Below are 15,707 nucleotides of genomic sequence, written 5' to 3'. Positions count from 1 at the left end.
TCCGCGCGCACCCTACACGCATCGGTCGGAGGCCAGCCTGACCGTTCGTGACCCCGCCGCGGAATCTGCAATAGTGCCCCGATGAGTCCCACGCGCCGCGACACGCTGGACGCCGCCCTGCACGACCTGTTCGCGCGGGAGGCGGCAAGCCGCGCCAGCTGGTTCGCGCTGACCGGGGGCGAGCGGCTGTTCGCCGAGGGCGATCCGGCCGACACCCTGTATCTGCTGCGCGCCGGGCGGCTGGGCGTGTTCGGCGGAGACGGGGAGACGCCGCAGTTCCTGGGCGTGGTGCGACCGGGCGAGCCGGTGGGCGAGATGGCCATGCTGGCGGGCACGTCGCACACGGCCGAGGTGGTCGCGTTGCGAGACAGCGAGATCCTGGCCCTGCCCCGTGACGCCTTCTTCGAGACGGCGCGCAGCCACCCCGACCTGATGGTCGAACTGTCGCGACTGATGATCCGGCGGGCGCGCGACCAGAAGAGCGCGGTGACCGAGCCCAGCGTGTTCGGCTTCATCTCCGCCCGTCCCCGGCCGATCCGCGCCTTCGTCGAGCGGCTGTGCGCGGCGGTCGAGATGATGGGCTTCACCTGCAAGGTGGTGGACCACTCGGCGCTGTCCAGCGTCGCGGACTGGTTCACGCGGGTGGAGGACGCGCACGATTACGTCCTGTACGTCGCCGAGGCCGACGAGCCGGCCTGGGCGAACCTTTGCGCGCGGCAGGTGGACCGTCTGTTCGTGGTCGGCGACCCGCTGATGGCACCCGACGTCTCGAAGATCCCGCACAATCCGCAGCTGGAGTCGCGCCGGCGGACGGACCTGCTGCTGCTGCGCGACCCGCGCATGCCGCGGCCCGCCAACACGCCGGTGTGGCTGAAGGCGGTGAATCCCGGGCGCTGGTTCCACGCCCAGGACGGCGACGCCAACGACGCCGAGCGGCTGGCCCGGGTGGTGACGGCGACCTCCGTCGGCCTGGTGCTGTCGGGCGGCGGGGCGCGGGCCTATGCCCACGTCGGGGCCATCGACGCGCTGAGGACGGCGGGCGTGCCGTTCGACTTCGTCGGCGGGGCGTCGATGGGCGCGATCGTGGCGGCCGGACCGGCGCTGGGCTGGAGCCAGGCCGAGCTTGAGGCGCGGCTGAAGCGCGCCTTCGTCGACTCCGACCCGCTGTCGGACATCACCTTCCCGATCGTGGCCATGACCCGGTCGAGGAAGGTCGAGCGGCTGCTGGACGAGGCCTATGGCGACGTCGAGATGTCGAACATGCCCCTGCCCTTCTTCGCGGTGTCGACCAATCTGACCCGGGGCGGGATCGAGGTGCACCGGCAGGGCTCGCTGAAGCGGGCCATGCGGGCGACGATCAGCATTCCGGGCGTGATGCCGCCGGTGGTGCAGGACGGTCAGGTGCTGGTCGACGGCGCCGTCATCGACAACTTCCCCACCGCCGTCATGCGCCAGTTCAACGCCGGCCCGATCGTCGGCGTCGACATGAGCCAGGCCCGCGGCGTGGATCCCCAGGGCCTGAAGAACCCGCCCTCGTGGTGGCGGTGGATCGCGTCGGGCGCCTGGAAGCGCGGGCCCCCGATCGTCGGCGTGCTGATGCGTGCGGCGACGCTGACGACCGACGCGGAGCTGGAGCACGCGCGCGCGCGCGCCGATCTGCTGATCCAGCCCGAGCCGGAGGGCATGGACATCCGCGACTGGAAGGCCTTCGACGTGGCGGTGGACGCCGGTCGCCGCGCGACCGAGGCCGTGCTGGCCGAGCTGGACGAACCGGTGACGCACCTGCGCCGTCCGCGGCTCAGCCCCGACGCGCCACCAGAAACAGTCGGGGAAACGGCAGAAGCGCCGCGCCGCCGGCTCGTGCCGGGAAGGCGTCGGAAAGCGCCGCGCCCAACCGCGACAGGAAGTCCCGAGTGAGCCGGGGATCGTCGGCCAGCGCTGCGAGGTGAGGCCGCAGACCGGCGCCCTTCAGCCACTCCAGAACCGGGTCGGGGCCGTGGATCTCATGCAGATAGGTGGTCGACCAGAGGTCGACCTCCCCGCAGGTCGGAGACAGCAGATCGTGATAGGCCTCGGCCGTCAGCAGGGGCCGTGGGACGCGGGCGAGGCGGGCCAGCCGGCCGGCCCATGGCCCGTCCGCGGCGACCTCGGCGACGACCTGATGATGCCGCGTGCCGGCCTGGATGGGCATTTGCACAGCGAGCACGCCGCCTCGCGACAGGCGGCGGGCGAGCCGCGGGAACAGGGCCGCATGATCGGGGGCCCAGTGCAGGGAGGCGTTGGCGAAGATCAGATCGACCGGGCGATCCGGCGACCAGTCGGCCACGTCCCCCTGCTCCCAGATCACCCCTTCGGGACGGGAGCGGCAGGCGTCCAGCATGGCGGGATCGCGGTCGAGGCCGCGCACCTCCGCCCCCGGCCAGCGGCGCTTCAGCAGGGCCGCGTGACGGCCCGTGCCGCAGCCGAGGTCGTGGACCGTGCGCGGCTCAAGGTCGGGCGGCAGCCGGACGAGAAGATCGAGCGCAGCGCGGTCGCGCTCGGCCTCGAAACGGTCGTACTGGTCGGGATCCCATGACGGGTCTCGGGGGGCGGCGGTCATGCGCTTGTCCCCCGGAAGGATGGTACCGCCTCTCAGGATCGAACTGAGGACCTCCGGCTCCACAAACCGGCGCTCTAACCATCTGAGCTAAGGCGGCGCGACATCGCGAGGGGGCGGACATAGCGGGGTTGGGAGGGGGGATCAAGCGGCGTGGGCAATCTCCCTCCCCGTCAGGGGAGGGTGGCTGAGCCGCAGGCGAGGCCGGGTGGGAGGGATGGGCGCGACACGCTCGCTTCCGAGGGCCGGTCGCCTCGTCCCTCCCACCCGATCGCTTCGCGATCACCCTCCCCTGATGGGGACGGAAACCGATCGTCAGCTGTAGCCACGCTCGCGGATGTAGGCCTCCAGCTGCGCGATGCGGGTGGAGTCGGACGGGTGGGTGGACGCGAACTCGGGGGTGTTCGTCTGGCGCTGCGCCGCCATGAGGCGCCACAGGGCGATCGATTCAGAGGCGCGGTAGCCGGCGCGGACCATGTAGTCGACGCCCAGACGATCGGCCTCCAGCTCGTGCTGGCGCGAGAAGGGCAGCAGCACGCCCAGCTGGGCGCCGAAGCCGCCAAGGGCGCCCACGGCCTGGCCATAGTCGCCCGCCACGCCCTGGGCCGCCTGGATGCCGATCGAGGTCAGGGCGGTCGAGGAGTAGCGCTCCGCCGCGTGCTGGGCGACGACGTGTCCGACCTCATGCCCCAGCACCGCGGCCAGCTGATCGTCATTGCGGACCAGCGACAGCAGGGAGGTGGTGACGCCGATCTTGCCGGACGGCAGGACGAAGGCGTTCGGCTTGTCGGAGACGAAGACGGCGTATTCCCAACCCCGGCCGGTCAGGCCCGCGGCCTCGACGACCCGGCCGCCGACGGTGCGGACGCGCGTGTTCAGGGCGGCGTCGCGGGAGACCGGCTGGGTGCGCAGCGTCTGGGCCCAGGCGGCGTCGGCCTGCTGCTGGAGGGCGGCGTCGTCGACGATCAGCAGCTGGTTGCGGCCTAGGGCCTCGTTGTAGGCGCAGGCGCCTACGGACAGGGCGGCGACGCAGGCGGCGACGGCGAGAGGGACAGGACGGATCAGGCGGCGCATGAAGGGCTCCCCAGCGATTGGACTGCCGACCTAACGCCGGACGGCCAAGGTGGTTCGCGCACCGGCCCCAAAGAAGAACGCCCCGCGGGGTGAACCGCGGGGCGTCGTTCAGTCTGGCCTTCGATCCCGAAATCAGTTCGCGATCGGGAACCGGATGGTCACCGTGAAGGCGGCGTTCTGGGCGGCGCCGTCGACGGTTCGCGGCGACAGCTGACCCCGCTCGACCACGCGGACGGCGGCGCGACCGAAGCCGTAGCCCGAGGGATCCTCGGAAACGACCTGGCAGTTCGCCGGACGACCGTTGGCCTGGGCGATGCAGCGCACGGTGGCCGAACCGCTGGTGCCCGACTGCAGGGCCCGATCGGGGAAGTCCCGTTCGGTCGGCTGCGGACGACGCGACCACTGCGGATTGGTGATCACCGACGGGCGGGCCGGAGCCGGCGGAGCCGGCGGCGGCGGCGGACCGGGAACGATGACCGGCGGCGCGGTGTATTCGACGCGGTCTTCCTTCTTGGTCGGCTCGATGTTGAGCGTCACCGGCGGCGGCGGAGCCTGGGTGTTCAGCACCGGCTCGCGGATCTGCAGCTTCGGCGGCGGAGGCGTGTCCGGCGGCGGAGGCGGCGGAGGCGGAGGCGGGGGCGGCGGCGGAATCGGCTCGATGAGCTCCACCTCGACGGACTCGTCGACGTAGTTGAACTCCTTGAGCTTGAACTTCTGCGCCGCCAGCCAGGCGAACATCAGGGCGTGGAGCGCCAGGATGAAGATGCCGATGCCGATCAGGATCGGCAGGGGCACGCCCAGGAAGCCCTTCGACTTCGGCGGGTCCAGCAGCGGATTGCGGCGGGGCGTGACGGGGGTGTCGGTCATGGCTGTGTCCTTGCCTCCCTCACTGCTCGTTCGCGTCTTCGCCGACCAGGGCCACGGAGTAGAATCCGTTGTCCTGCAGCGCGTTCATGACCTGCATGAAGTCGCCGTAGCGGGTCTGCTGGTCGGCGCGGATGAAGATCCGCTCGTCCGCCGGGTTGCGGTTGGGGAGCTGCTTCTGCAGCTCCGCGCCCATTTCGCCGACGCTGGTGCGGAAGTCGCCGATGAAGACGTCTCCGTCCTGCTGGATCGAGATGTACACCGGCTTCGGCGGGTTCTGGGCGGGTTTGGCGACGGCCTTGGGAAGCGCGACCTCCACCGACACGGTGGCGAGCGGAGCCGCCACCATGAAGATGATCAGCAGCACCAGCATGATGTCGACGAACGGCGTGACGTTGATCTCGCTGTTCTGTTCGATCTGGTACTTGCCGCCTCCGCCGCCGGAGAGTTTGGCTCCCATCCGGCTTACGCCCCCTTGTCGAGCTGGCGCGAGATGGCGTTCATCAGTTCAGCCTGGAAGCCGTCCGAACGCGTGCCGTAGCCGGCGATGCGGGTGTTGAAGTAGTTGTAGAAGATAACCGCCGGGATGGCCGCGAACAGACCGATGCCGGTGGCCAGCAGGGCCTCGGCGATGCCGGGGGCGACGACGGCCAGGTTGGTCGTGTTGGTGTTCGCGATGCCGATGAACGAGTTCATGATCCCGTACACGGTGCCAAACAGACCGATGAACGGCGCGGTCGAACCCGTCGAGGCCAGGAACTGCTGGCCGCCCGACAGGCGCTTGGACAGACCCGACTGAACGGCGGCCACGGCGGCCGAGGCGCGGGTGATGGCCGAGTCGCGGTGCTCGCCGGCGACGCTGAGGCCGGCCGAACGCGACAGCTCGATCTCCTCGGTGGCCGCGGCGGCCATGTCGGCCATCGGGTTGCCTTCGAATTCGTCCGAGGTGGCGATGCGGCGCATGTCGGCGATGGTGCGGGCGCCGCGGAAGGCCTCGAGGAAGCGGTCGGTGCGCGAGTTGAGCGAACCCAGCTCGAACAGCTTGATGAGCAGCAGGGCCCACGAGAAGACCGAGGCCAGCAGAAGGCCGACCATCACGACCTTCACGACGATGTCGGCTTCCATGAACATGCCGACGACGGTCAGCTTGCCATGTTGCTCGCCGCCGACGGCGCCCGGCTCGGCCGGCTCTTCCGTGGTGGCGGGGGCGGCGGCGTCCGCGGCCGGAGCCGTGGTCGTGGCCGGGGCGGCCGTGGCGGCTTCGGCGGCGGCCGGAGCCGGCGTTTCCTGAGCCAGCGCGGGCGAGGCGGCCATGAGGGCGGCGGCGCCGGCCATGGCGAGGAGGATGTTCGTCTTCTTGCTATCGAGCATTTTTCGCCAGTTCCTGCGTTGGTCTGACCCGTGAAAACCAATGAGACCCCGGAAATCCGGCGTCCCGTGAAACCTGAAGCGCCGGAGCCCACGCCTGCGGCGAAGGTTCAAACGCATCCGACCGTAACCGGTTGCCGTCCGAGCGGTGCTCGGTCGGGGCCGGTCAGGGCCAAGCTGCTTTGACGAAGCCATAACAGCCCGTCAAGACCGCGTTCCCGCTTTTCTCCCGGTGCGGGAGCGAGGCGGTTCGACCGTGACCGTGGCCGCACAAAGCGACATTTTCGTGATTGCTGACGGGGGCGCTTCTTCAGCGTGCGGCGGGATGGTGCCTGGGGGCGGATTCGAACCACCGACACGCGGATTTTCAATCCGCTGCTCTACCAACTGAGCTACCCAGGCCCGGGCATTCCCCGCGAGGAGCGGGGTCTGTAGCGAGCGTGCGCGGCCTTGTCCAGCGCCCGCGTTCAGTCCTCGCCCGGGGCCTCTTCGGCGGGCTCGCCGGGGATGGCGTAGACGCCGCCCAGCCACCGCTGGAGGTCCACGTCGGCGCAGCGGCGCGAGCAGAAGGGACGGTATTTCGGATCCGCCGGGGCCCGGCGGCAGATGGGGCAGTCGCTCATGATCGGTCCTCGACGACCATATGGGCGCCGGGCGCCCGGTCCGCATCCGCCCGGAGGGCCGCGCGTGGCCCCAGACGCGCGACGAGGGGCCCAGCCACCGCGGCCTCCGCCGCCGGCAGACGCAGGGTCAGCCGGGGCGCCGCGCGGTCTTCCAGCAGCGCCAGGCGCAGCGCCCGCACGCCGGCCAGGGCCCCGGCGACGGCGGCCCCGCCACGGAGCAGGGTCTCCTCCACCGGCGTGCGGCTCCACGGGAGGCTCAGCTGCAGCAGTCCGAAGCGGCTGAGCGGCCCGAAGGCGACCTGCGGGCCGTCGAAGGCGTCGCGGGCCGCGGATATGACCTTGTCCCCGTCCTGGGCGGAGCCGATCAGGTCGACGACAACCAGGCCTCCCCACGCCTTGAGCCGGATCAGGCGCGCGGCCTCGGCCAGGCCGCGACGATTCGCCCGGTCGCGGGCGGCGCGCGGCGCGTCGGCGGCGAGGTCCAGGTCGACGGCGATCAGGGCGCGGGTGCGCTGGACGGTGACGTCGAGGCCGAGGTCCGGGACGAGGACCCGTTCCGACAGGGCCTCTCCCTCCGCCTCCATGACGGCGCGGATCGCCTCGGCGGCCCCTTCGACCGGGGCGACGCCGGGGGCCAAGGCGGTCAGCGTTTCCCTAACGGTCGGACCGGGCGACAGCAGCCGCGGCGCCCCCTCCCCCGGCCCGAGGCGGCGCAGGACCGGACCCTTGGACTCGCGGGGTTCGGCCGTGACTTCCAATTCCAGCCGCTCGCCCACGGCGCCGACCTTGCCCGGCAGGAAGCCCGGCGGGCCTTCGCAGCCGAGGTCCACGAACGCGGCGTCGAGACCGCGCGCGCGTTCCGTGACGCGGCCGACGACGCGGGCGCCGAGGCGGTGGTGGGGCGGCGTGTCCTCACGGTCGACGAGCAGATGCGTGAAGCGGCCGTCGCGGGCGATCGCGCCGCGGGTTTCGCCCGGCGTCTCGTCCAGCCAGGCCTCGACCCCGCTCACGGGCGCGTCCAGCCGACGCCGGCCAGCAGCTGCATCGTCTCGTACAGCGGTAGACCCATCACCGCCGGATGGCTGCCGACTATGCGGCGCACGAAGGCGCCGGCCGGCCCCTGGATGGCATAGCCGCCGGCCTTTCCGCGCCAGTCGCCGGTGGCCAGGTAGCCGGCGATCTCGACGTCGCTCAACGGCTTGAAGGACACCCGGGTTTCCACGACCCTTGCGGACAGGCGGTCCCCGCGGGCGACGGCCACGCCGGTGAAGACGCGATGGTTGCGGCCGGACAGCAGGCGCAGGAACCGCTCCGCCTCGGCGGCGTCCGCAGGCTTTTCCAGCAGACGACGGCCGACGGCCACGACGGTGTCGGCGGCCAGGACGATCGCGTCCGGCGCGCGGTCGGCGACCACCCGCGCCTTCGCCCGCGCCAGCCGTTCGGCGAGCCGGGGCGGAGTCTCGGATTTCTGCGGGGTCTCGTCGACGTCGGCGGGATCGACGCGGTCGGGGACGACGCCGATCTGGGCCAGCAGCTCCAGCCGGCGCGGGCTGGCCGAGGCCAGGACCAGCTGGGGTCGCAAGGAGGCGGCCCTTACTTGAAGCGGTAGGTGATGCGGCCCTTGGTCAGGTCATAGGGCGTCATCTCGACCAGCACCTTGTCCCCGGCCAGCACGCGGATGCGGTTCTTGCGCATCTTGCCGGCGGTGTGGGCGATGATCTCGTGGTCGTTCCCCTCGAGCAGCACGCGGAACGTCGCATTGGGCAGCAGTTCGCTGACCACGCCGGGAAACTCGAGCAGTTCTTCCTTAGCCATGCGGCCTCTCTCGCCCGGGATACGGATCGGCGCGTCGGGCGGACCGCGCTTCAAGGCGCGGGCGTATGCACGATAATGGCGGGAAAGTCGAGGCGGCCGGCGACCTCAAGCCCGCCGGAAAAGCGCGCAGACGAGGGTGAACAGGCGACGCGCGGTCTCGTGGTCGATCTCGATCTTGCCGTCGAGCCGCGCCTTGAGGGCCTCGGCGCCTTCGTTGTGGAGGCCGCGCCGACCCATGTCGACGGCCTCGATCTGCTGGGGCGAGGTGCCCCGGAGGGCCTCGTAGTAGCTGTCGCAGATGCGGGCGTAGTCGCGGATCACGCCTTTCAGCGGCGTCAGCGACAGGCCGTGGACGCGGGCGTAGTCCGGCCCGGACACGTCGAGCACCAGACGACCGTCCTGGCTGGACAGTCTGAGGGCGTAGGGACCGCCGGGGGCGCCCGCGGGGGCGAAGTGGTTCTTCTCCACGAGATCGAAGACCGCCACGCGACGCTCGTGCTCCATCTCCGCGGTGGCCGGCCCGAGGCTGTCGGCGTCCAGCTCGACCGAGGCGAGGCGGTGGTCCGTCACGGGGTCGCTCCCCGATTCTCCGGCTCCGCCTCGACTTCCGGATGGGTCGGCTGGGCCTGGGCCTTCCAGCGCGGCGTCAGGTCGGCGACGACCGCGTCGAGGCATTCGACCTGGACCGACAGATCGCCGCCGCCGGCGAACATCAACAGGACCTGGCCGCCCGGCGCCTCGCCCGGCACGAAATGAAGCGCCAGAAGCTCAAGAACGGCGTCCGGTCCGCGCGGCAGCTGGCGGCTGCGCACGCCCAGAACGTCGCCGAACTGCAGCGCCGAGAGCACGCGCGTGCCGCCGCACTCCCAGCAGAAACGGCTGAGGGTCACCGTCAGGCGTCGCGCGGCCTTCTCCCAGACCACGTCGCGAGGACGCAGGATGGCGTCCTGAAGCGCGGCCGAGATGATCTGAAGATCGTCCTCGTCCTGCGCGAGCAGGCGGAGGGGCTCGGGCTGGGTCGCGGGCGGAGCGCCGGTCATTCGTCCCCCTTCAGCCGCCGGATGTCGGCGCCGCAGGCGGTCAGCTTCTCCTCCAGACGTTCGAAGCCGCGATCGAGGTGATAGACGCGGTCCACGATCGTCTCGCCCTGCGCCACCAGGCCGGCGATCACGAGGCTGACGGAGGCGCGCAGGTCGGTGGCCATCACCGGCGCGCCGATCAGGTGGTCGACGCCCCGCACCACCGCCTCACCCGCGTGGACGTGGATGTCGGCGCCGAGACGGCCCAGCTCGGGCGCATGCATGAAGCGGTTCTCGAAGATGGTTTCGCGGATGCGGCTTTCGCCCTCCGCCAGCGTCATCAGCGTCATGAACTGGGCCTGCAGGTCCGTGGCGAAGCCCGGATAGACCTCGGTCTCCACGTCCACTGCGCGCAGCCGGACGGCAGGATCGCGCCGGACGATCACCCCGTCTTCGGTGGGCGTCACCTCGACCCCGGCCCGGACCATCTTTTCCGTGAGGGCGGTCATCAGTTCCGCGCGGGCGCGGGTCAGACGCACCTCCCCGCCGGCCATGGCGGCGGCGACGGCGAAGCTGCCCATCTCGATGCGGTCGGGAATCACGGACCAGTCGGCGCCGTTCAGCGAGGTGACGCCCTCGATGGTCAGCACGTCCGTGTCGATGCCCTCGATCCTCGCGCCCATGGCGGTGAGGCAGCGGGCGAGGTCGCCGATCTCCGGCTCCATGGCGGCACGACGCAGGACGGTGGTGCCCCGGGCCATGACCGCGGCCAGCATGGCGTGTTCGGTCGCGCCGACCGAGACGAAGGGAAACTCGATCTCGGCCCCGCGGAGACCGTCCGGCGCGACGGCGGAGACGTAACCCTCTTCCAGCTGGATCGCGGCGCCGAGGCGGCTGAGCGCGTCCAGGTGCAGATCGACGGGCCGCGCGCCGATGGTGCAGCCGCCTGGCAGCGACACCCGGGCGTGGCCGGTGCGGGCCAGCAACGGGCCCAGGACGTTGAAGCTGGCGCGCATCTGGCGGACCAGGTCGTAGGGGGCGAAGGTCGAGGTGATCTCGCGGGCGTGGAACAGGGTCTCCTGCTCGCCGCCGCTTTCGCTCTCGGTGACCTCGACGCCCAGCGCCTGCAGCAGCCGGCCCAGGAATTTGGTGTCGGCCAGGCGCGGCATGTTGGTCAGCCGCAGGGGCCGGTCGGTCAGGATCGACGCGGCCATCAGCTTGAGCGCGGAGTTCTTGGCGCCGCTGATCGGGATGCTTCCGTTCAGTCGGGCGCCGCCGTGGATGGCGATGCGGTCCATGTCGTTCCTGTCGCGCCGGGATCACGCCCGGTCGGTCGATCTCTCTAGCCCGAGCGTGGTGCGCCGCGAAAGGCGCGATCAGGATGAACTTTCGTCATCGCCTCCTGCGGCCGGCGCCGTTCCGGCCTTGCGGCGTCTCAGGTTGGCGCGCAGGGCCTCGGCGAGGCGCTTCTCCCGCTCGGACGGTTGAGGCCTCGCGGGTTTCGGCGCAGGCGATTCCGGGTCGTCGATCATGGCCTGCAGCTTCACCGAACCGGGATCGCACGTCGATCCATTTGAGGGCTTCCCCCCGCCGGATCGCTTCGCTATACGGCCGCTTCCTCAGATTTCCGCCGCCGTAGCTCAGTGGTAGAGCGCATCCTTGGTAAGGCTGAGGTCGGCAGTTCAATCCTGCCCGGCGGCACCACTCTCGAACCGGCGACCGGACCCGTGCAGGGGCCGGTCGTCGGCGCCGAGGGCCCCCTGCCACCAGGTCGGAACGTAGCCGTAGGGGCGACCGCGCCAGGCGTCGCCCTCCGACTGATGATAGCGCACGGTCAGCCGGCCGCCCTGCCCCGCCGGCGTGCTGAGGGCCCCACCAAACTCGCGCCAGCCGCCGGTGCCGACGCCCACCGAAATCTCGCCATGGACGCGGTCCTCGTCCCAGATGGGGCCCCGCTCGCCGTCCCGCGTCGGGCTGCCGTCCAGCCAGGACTGGATCTGCGGGTCGATGCGGACGACCGGGTCGGCGGGCGGCGGCGGATCCTGCGGCGCCCCGGTCGAATCGAGCAGCAAGGCGAGGGCGGCGATCAGCATGGGCGCGTCTCCGGTTCGACGACCAGACTAGCCGCGATTGCGGCCAAGGTCAGGCCGTCCCGTCGCCGCGGCCCAAGGGATCGGGCAGAGGGCGGCCCTCCTCCACGAAGGTCAGGGCGACGGAGTTGATGCAGTAGCGCAGGCCGGTGGGCGGCGGGCCGTCGGGGAAGACGTGGCCCTGATGCGAATCGCAGCGGGCGCAGCGGGTCTCGACGCGGACCATGCCGTGGCTGCGGTCCTCGACGGCGCGCACATGGGTGTCGTCGACGGGCTCGGTGAAGCTGGGCCAGCCGGTGCCGCTCTCGAACTTGGTCCCCGCCCGGAACAGGGGCAGACCGCACTGGCGGCAGCAGAAGACGCCCGGCCGCTTTTCGCCGAGCAGTACGCCGCAGAACGGCGCCTCGGTGCCGTGGGCGAGGAGGACGCGCTTCTCCTCGGGCGAGAGGTCGGCCTCGAGGGCCGCGCGCTGGCCGTCGGTGGGCGGGGTCAGGTCATAGCCGGAAGGGGACGTGGTCATGCCGCTGAAATGGGAAGGGCCGGCGGAGGTTTCACCCCCCGCCGGCCCCACTGGCGACGCCCATCGCTCAGCGAAGGATCAAAACAGTCCGGCGACCCATGCCTTGACGGCGTTCTCGTCCGCCGGGTTGCCGGTGTAGGCGACGGTCGGCGTGACGGGCTGCAGGTGGCCGCGCGCACGGCCCGTCCACGCCTTGTGACCGTACTCGAGGTCGGCGTAGTTCGACGGCAGACGGAGCAGCGTGGGCTCGACGAAAATCGAGCCGCCCGAGGTCGGCGTGCCCACGATGCGGACGTTGGGCAGCTGCACCAGCAGGTCCAGCAGGTCCAGGCAGGCGCCGGCGCAGCCCTGGTCTACCAGGACGACGACCGGGCCCTGAACGGGGTTGGCGGCGCCCGTGTCGGCCGGAGCCGGACGGCCCTGCAGGCTGAAGGTGTCCTGACCGGCGGCGAGGGCGGCGTCGAACGCCTCGACCACGGCGCGGGTCTCCTCGATCACCGCCGGGTTCTCGGCGGCGAAGGCCGCGTCGCCTTCCATGCGGGCCAGGGTGTCGGCGAACCAGGCGCGGTTGTCGGCGGTGGCGCGGTAGGTGATCGATTCGGCGGCCGGCTGGCGGCTGACGGTGTATTCCGGCGACCAGATGCGGTTGGCCACGCCGTAGGCGCGACGCAGCGAGGTGTAGTCGTCCTGGCCGGCCGCGCGCAGGTCCAGCACGAAGCCGTTGGGCCCGCGCAGGGTGTCGACCGCGCCTTCCAACTGCGCGTTGAAAGTCCGCCAGTCGGCTTCGTCGTCGAGGCTGTTGACCCGGACCCACGGGCGGCCGTTCACGTCCTCGATGGCCAGCGGCTGGGCGCCCGGCATGAAGACCGTGGCGCGATAGGCCGCCTCCATCGCCGGCGGGCTGACCGGCTGGATCTGCAGTTCGAAGTCGCGACCGCGACCGCGGCCGTTCGGCTGGAACTTGCAGGTCTGGGGCACGCCGCGGGTAAAGGGGTTGTTGCGGTTCCACAGCAGGTAGGGCGCCGAGTAGACGCGGCCGGCCTCGGTGGTCAGGTCGCCTTCCCACAGGTCCAGCTTCTGCTGGGCGAATTCCTCGATCGGGACGCCGTTGCACTCCATCACGACGGCGCCCACCGGCGGCGCGCGGCGCGTGCCCGGCTGGACGTGGGTGACGACGTACTTGCCGTCGCGCCAGCCCGTCGTGACGCCGGCCCACGACGTGGCGAAGTACGGCCCCAGCAGGTCGAAGGTCGGATCGATGCGGACGCTGGGGTCGCGGAAGCCGTTGGCGTAGTAGCGCATCAGATAGGCGTGGCTGTCGCCCGAGTTGACGCGGCCCGAGAAGCCCTGGGCCTGGGCCAGACCCGTGTCGAGCCACCGCCGGAAGGCCTGGCTCTCGACGCCGGGCGTGGTCAGGGCGGGGTGGTTCTGGCGGATCTCTTCCTCGGCCTTCGTCAGGTCCTGCACCGCCAGGGCGCGGAAGTCCTGCGCGTGGGCCGCGGCGGCGCTCAGGGTCATGACGAGGGCGGACGCGGCGGTCAGCAGGCGAAGGGACATCGGGAACTCCGGGTAACCGTTCGGGCCAGGGGGGCCGGGAATGCGGGCGACGTTAAAGCGTCAGCGGCGGGCCTTGCCAAGCCCGGACGCCGAACGGGCGAGCCCGCAGTCAGGTTTACTCGCACGCCCCCGCGTCCTAATCGGGGCCGCACGATCACAATTGTTTCAGGCTCAGCGAGCGTCGTTTTCAGCCCATGTTCAAAAAGATCCTGATCGCCAACCGGGGCGAGATCGCCGTCCGGATCATCAAGACGTGCCGCAAGATGGGCATTTCGACCGTGCAGGTCTTTTCGGAGGCCGACGCCGGATCGCTGGCGGTCGAGATGGCCGACGAGAGCGTGCTGATCGGACCGGCCCCCGCGGCGCAGAGCTATCTGCTGGCGGACAGGATCATCGAGGCCGTGCGGCAAACCGGCGCGGAGGCGGTGCATCCCGGCTTCGGCTTCCTGAGCGAGAACGCGGGCTTCGCGCGCCGCCTGCGCGATGAGGGCATCGCCTTCATCGGTCCGAACCCCGAGGCCATCGAGGCCATGGGCGACAAGATCACCTCGAAGAAGTTCGCCGCCGAGGCGGGCGTCTCCACCGTTCCCGGCCACATGGGCCTGATCGAGACGCCGGAAGAGGCGGTGAAGATCGCCCGCGAGATCGGCTATCCCGTGATGATCAAGGCCTCAGCTGGCGGAGGCGGCAAGGGCATCCGCGTGGCGGAAGGCGACGCGGACATGGCCGAGGGCTTCGCCGCGGTGAAGGCCGAAGCCATGGCGGCCTTCGGCGACGACCGGGTGTTCCTGGAGAAATTCATCGTCGATCCCCGGCACATCGAAATCCAGGTGCTGGGCGACAAGCACGGCGCCGTCGTCCACCTGTTCGAGCGCGAATGCTCGATCCAGCGGCGGAACCAGAAGGTCATCGAGGAAGCGCCCTCCCCGCTTCTCGACGAGAAGACCCGCATGGAGATGGGCGCGCAGGCCGTGGCCCTGGCCAGGGCGGTGAACTACGACAGCGCCGGCACCGTGGAGTTCGTCGCCGGGCAGGACAAGTCGTTCTACTTCCTCGAGATGAACACCCGGCTTCAGGTGGAGCACCCGGTGACGGAGCTGATCACCGGGGTCGATCTGGTGGAACAGATGATCCGCTCGGCCTGGGGTGAGAAGCTGGCCTTCGCGCAGAAGGACCTGAAGATCGACGGCTGGGCGATCGAGAGCCGCATCTATGCCGAGGACCCCTATCGCGGCTTCCTGCCGTCGATCGGGCGGCTGGTCCGGTATGAGCAGCCCGAGGAAGGCGAGCGGGACGGATACGTCGTGCGCAACGATTCCGGCGTCCGCGAGGGCGACGAGATCAGCATGTTCTACGACCCCATGATCGCCAAACTGTGCGCCTGGGCGCCGACGCGCGACGCCGCCATCGACGGCATGGCCCGCGCGCTTGAAGACACGCACCTGACCGGACTGGGCCACAACGTGCCCTTCCTGGCCGCGGTGATGGAGCAGGACCGGTTCCGCTCGGGCAAGCTGTCGACAAGCTACATCAAGGACGAGTTCCCCGACGGCTTCCACGGCCTGGCGCCCGACCGGCGGCGCAAGGACGTGATGATCGCGGCGGCGGTCGCCATGAACGAGATCATTTCCGAGCAGGCGGAGGATCCGTCGGACCGCACAGACTGGATCGTGCTGATCGACCGGGAGGCGCATGGCGTGTCGCTGGGCTATGACGACGAGGAGGCGCTGACGCTGGAGCTGGCCGGCGAGGACCGGTCGCTGCGGCTGTCGGACATCGAGTGGCGCCCGGGGCTGGGGCAATTCCGCGCCGTGCTGGACGACGTGCCCTTCACCGCCGACGTGGCGCGCGTGCCGGACGGCTTCACGATCCGCTCGGGGGCCGCCAGGGCGCGGGTGCGGGTGCTGACGCCGCGGGTGGCGGAACTTTACGCCCGCCTGCCCGAGAAACAGGCCGCCGACACGTCGAAGCTGGTGCTGAGCCCCATGCCCGGTCTGGTCGTGTCCGTGCCCGTCGAGGTGGGTCAGGAGGTCAAGGCCGGGGAGACGGTGGCCATCATCGAGGCCATGAAGATGCAGAACATCCTCAAGGCCGAGCGCGACGGCACCGTGAAGGCGGTCGGCGCCAGGGCCGGCGACCCCGTCGCCGCCGACGACGTCTTGGTGGAGTTCGCCTGAGACG

18 protein-coding genes and 3 tRNA genes are annotated in these 15,707 nt (G+C 70.8%); 3 read left to right on the top strand and 18 right to left on the bottom strand.

Annotation, left to right across the window (positions count from 1 at the left end):
• The first annotated feature begins 81 nt into the window (after window positions 1-81).
• A complete protein-coding gene (locus EFJ44_RS08695; protein WP_125256783.1) occupies window positions 82-1,917 on the top strand; it encodes a patatin-like phospholipase family protein in 1,836 nt (611 codons plus the stop codon).
• On the opposite strand, the gene EFJ44_RS08690 is transcribed toward EFJ44_RS08695, so the two are convergent.
• The 15 genes from EFJ44_RS08690 to EFJ44_RS13845 all read right to left on the bottom strand — a co-directional run bounded on the left by EFJ44_RS08690 (window position 1,799) and on the right by EFJ44_RS13845 (window position 10,906).
• Entirely contained in the window at window positions 1,799-2,599 is an 801-nt protein-coding gene (locus tag EFJ44_RS08690) for a methyltransferase domain-containing protein (RefSeq protein ID WP_125256782.1), read from the bottom strand. The genes EFJ44_RS08695 and EFJ44_RS08690 overlap by 119 nt on opposite strands.
• A gap of 20 nt (window positions 2,600-2,619) precedes the next feature.
• Window positions 2,620-2,696: transfer RNA gene (locus tag EFJ44_RS08685), tRNA-His, on the bottom strand.
• Window positions 2,697-2,911: 215 nt separating this feature from the next.
• Entirely contained in the window at window positions 2,912-3,670 is a 759-nt protein-coding gene (locus tag EFJ44_RS08680; RefSeq protein ID WP_125256781.1) for a M48 family metallopeptidase, read from the bottom strand.
• A 132-nt stretch (window positions 3,671-3,802) separates the two neighbouring features.
• On the bottom strand, window positions 3,803-4,537 hold the full coding sequence (locus EFJ44_RS08675) for an energy transducer TonB (protein ID WP_125256780.1): 735 nt from the start codon (window positions 4,535-4,537) through the stop codon (window positions 3,803-3,805).
• A 19-nt stretch (window positions 4,538-4,556) separates the two neighbouring features.
• On the bottom strand, window positions 4,557-4,994 hold the full coding sequence (locus EFJ44_RS08670) for a biopolymer transporter ExbD (RefSeq protein ID WP_125256779.1): 438 nt from the start codon (window positions 4,992-4,994) through the stop codon (window positions 4,557-4,559).
• Between the two features lie 5 nt (window positions 4,995-4,999).
• Window positions 5,000-5,905 (bottom strand): tonB-system energizer ExbB, encoded by a 906-nt coding sequence (gene exbB / locus EFJ44_RS08665; protein ID WP_125256778.1) that lies wholly within the window; start codon window positions 5,903-5,905, stop codon window positions 5,000-5,002.
• A 323-nt stretch (window positions 5,906-6,228) separates the two neighbouring features.
• Window positions 6,229-6,304 (bottom strand) — tRNA-Phe (locus EFJ44_RS08660).
• Between the two features lie 65 nt (window positions 6,305-6,369).
• Window positions 6,370-6,528 carry a DNA gyrase inhibitor YacG gene (locus EFJ44_RS08655; RefSeq protein WP_241209736.1) on the bottom strand — a complete coding sequence of 53 codons (159 nt, stop codon included), beginning with the start codon at window positions 6,526-6,528 and terminating at the stop codon, window positions 6,370-6,372.
• A complete protein-coding gene (locus EFJ44_RS08650; protein WP_125256776.1) occupies window positions 6,522-7,535 on the bottom strand; it encodes a ribonuclease E/G in 1,014 nt (337 codons plus the stop codon). Before EFJ44_RS08650 ends, EFJ44_RS08655 begins: the two co-directional genes overlap by 7 nt.
• Complete coding sequence (locus EFJ44_RS08645; RefSeq protein ID WP_125256775.1) at window positions 7,532-8,107, bottom strand: Maf family protein; 576 nt, start codon at window positions 8,105-8,107, stop codon at window positions 7,532-7,534. The genes EFJ44_RS08650 and EFJ44_RS08645 overlap by 4 nt, the downstream gene beginning before the upstream one ends.
• A gap of 11 nt (window positions 8,108-8,118) precedes the next feature.
• Window positions 8,119-8,340, bottom strand: a complete 222-nt coding sequence (gene infA, locus EFJ44_RS08640; RefSeq protein ID WP_013269122.1) for a translation initiation factor IF-1 — start codon at window positions 8,338-8,340, stop codon at window positions 8,119-8,121.
• A 105-nt stretch (window positions 8,341-8,445) separates the two neighbouring features.
• Window positions 8,446-8,910, bottom strand: coding sequence for a UPF0262 family protein (locus tag EFJ44_RS08635; protein WP_241209724.1), 465 nt, complete (start codon window positions 8,908-8,910; stop codon window positions 8,446-8,448).
• A complete protein-coding gene (locus tag EFJ44_RS08630; protein WP_125256773.1) occupies window positions 8,907-9,380 on the bottom strand; it encodes a DUF2948 family protein in 474 nt (157 codons plus the stop codon). The genes EFJ44_RS08635 and EFJ44_RS08630 overlap by 4 nt, the downstream gene beginning before the upstream one ends.
• A complete protein-coding gene (murA, locus tag EFJ44_RS08625) occupies window positions 9,377-10,657 on the bottom strand; it encodes a UDP-N-acetylglucosamine 1-carboxyvinyltransferase (RefSeq protein WP_125256772.1) in 1,281 nt (426 codons plus the stop codon). The genes EFJ44_RS08630 and murA overlap by 4 nt, the downstream gene beginning before the upstream one ends.
• A 78-nt stretch (window positions 10,658-10,735) precedes the next feature.
• Complete coding sequence (locus tag EFJ44_RS13845) at window positions 10,736-10,906, bottom strand: hypothetical protein (RefSeq protein WP_164511855.1); 171 nt, start codon at window positions 10,904-10,906, stop codon at window positions 10,736-10,738.
• 82 nt (window positions 10,907-10,988) lie between these two features.
• Between EFJ44_RS13845 and EFJ44_RS08620 the strand changes: the two genes are divergently transcribed.
• Window positions 10,989-11,063 (top strand) — tRNA-Thr (locus EFJ44_RS08620).
• Here EFJ44_RS08620 and EFJ44_RS08615 read toward each other — a convergent pair.
• The 3 genes from EFJ44_RS08615 to EFJ44_RS08605 form a co-directional block, all read right to left on the bottom strand.
• Window positions 11,042-11,452 (bottom strand): hypothetical protein, encoded by a 411-nt coding sequence (locus tag EFJ44_RS08615; RefSeq protein WP_125256771.1) that lies wholly within the window; start codon window positions 11,450-11,452, stop codon window positions 11,042-11,044. The two genes, EFJ44_RS08620 and EFJ44_RS08615, sit on opposite strands and share 22 nt — an antisense overlap.
• 49 nt (window positions 11,453-11,501) lie before the next feature.
• Window positions 11,502-11,969 carry a peptide-methionine (R)-S-oxide reductase MsrB gene (msrB, locus tag EFJ44_RS08610; protein ID WP_125256770.1) on the bottom strand — a complete coding sequence of 156 codons (468 nt, stop codon included), beginning with the start codon at window positions 11,967-11,969 and terminating at the stop codon, window positions 11,502-11,504.
• Between the two features lie 78 nt (window positions 11,970-12,047).
• The gene (locus EFJ44_RS08605; RefSeq protein ID WP_125256769.1) at window positions 12,048-13,526 is read right to left on the bottom strand and encodes a S41 family peptidase; all 1,479 of its coding nucleotides are present in this window, start codon (window positions 13,524-13,526) and stop codon (window positions 12,048-12,050) included.
• A 194-nt stretch (window positions 13,527-13,720) separates the two neighbouring features.
• Between EFJ44_RS08605 and EFJ44_RS08600 the strand changes: the two genes are divergently transcribed.
• A complete protein-coding gene (locus tag EFJ44_RS08600) occupies window positions 13,721-15,703 on the top strand; it encodes an acetyl-CoA carboxylase biotin carboxylase subunit (RefSeq protein WP_125256768.1) in 1,983 nt (660 codons plus the stop codon).
• The last annotated feature ends 4 nt before the right edge of the window (window positions 15,704-15,707 follow it).

The sequence above is a fragment of the Brevundimonas fluminis genome, assembly GCF_003934285.1.
GTDB lineage: Bacteria > Pseudomonadota > Alphaproteobacteria > Caulobacterales > Caulobacteraceae > Brevundimonas > Brevundimonas fluminis.
This window is presented reverse-complemented; position numbering and strand designations above follow the sequence as displayed.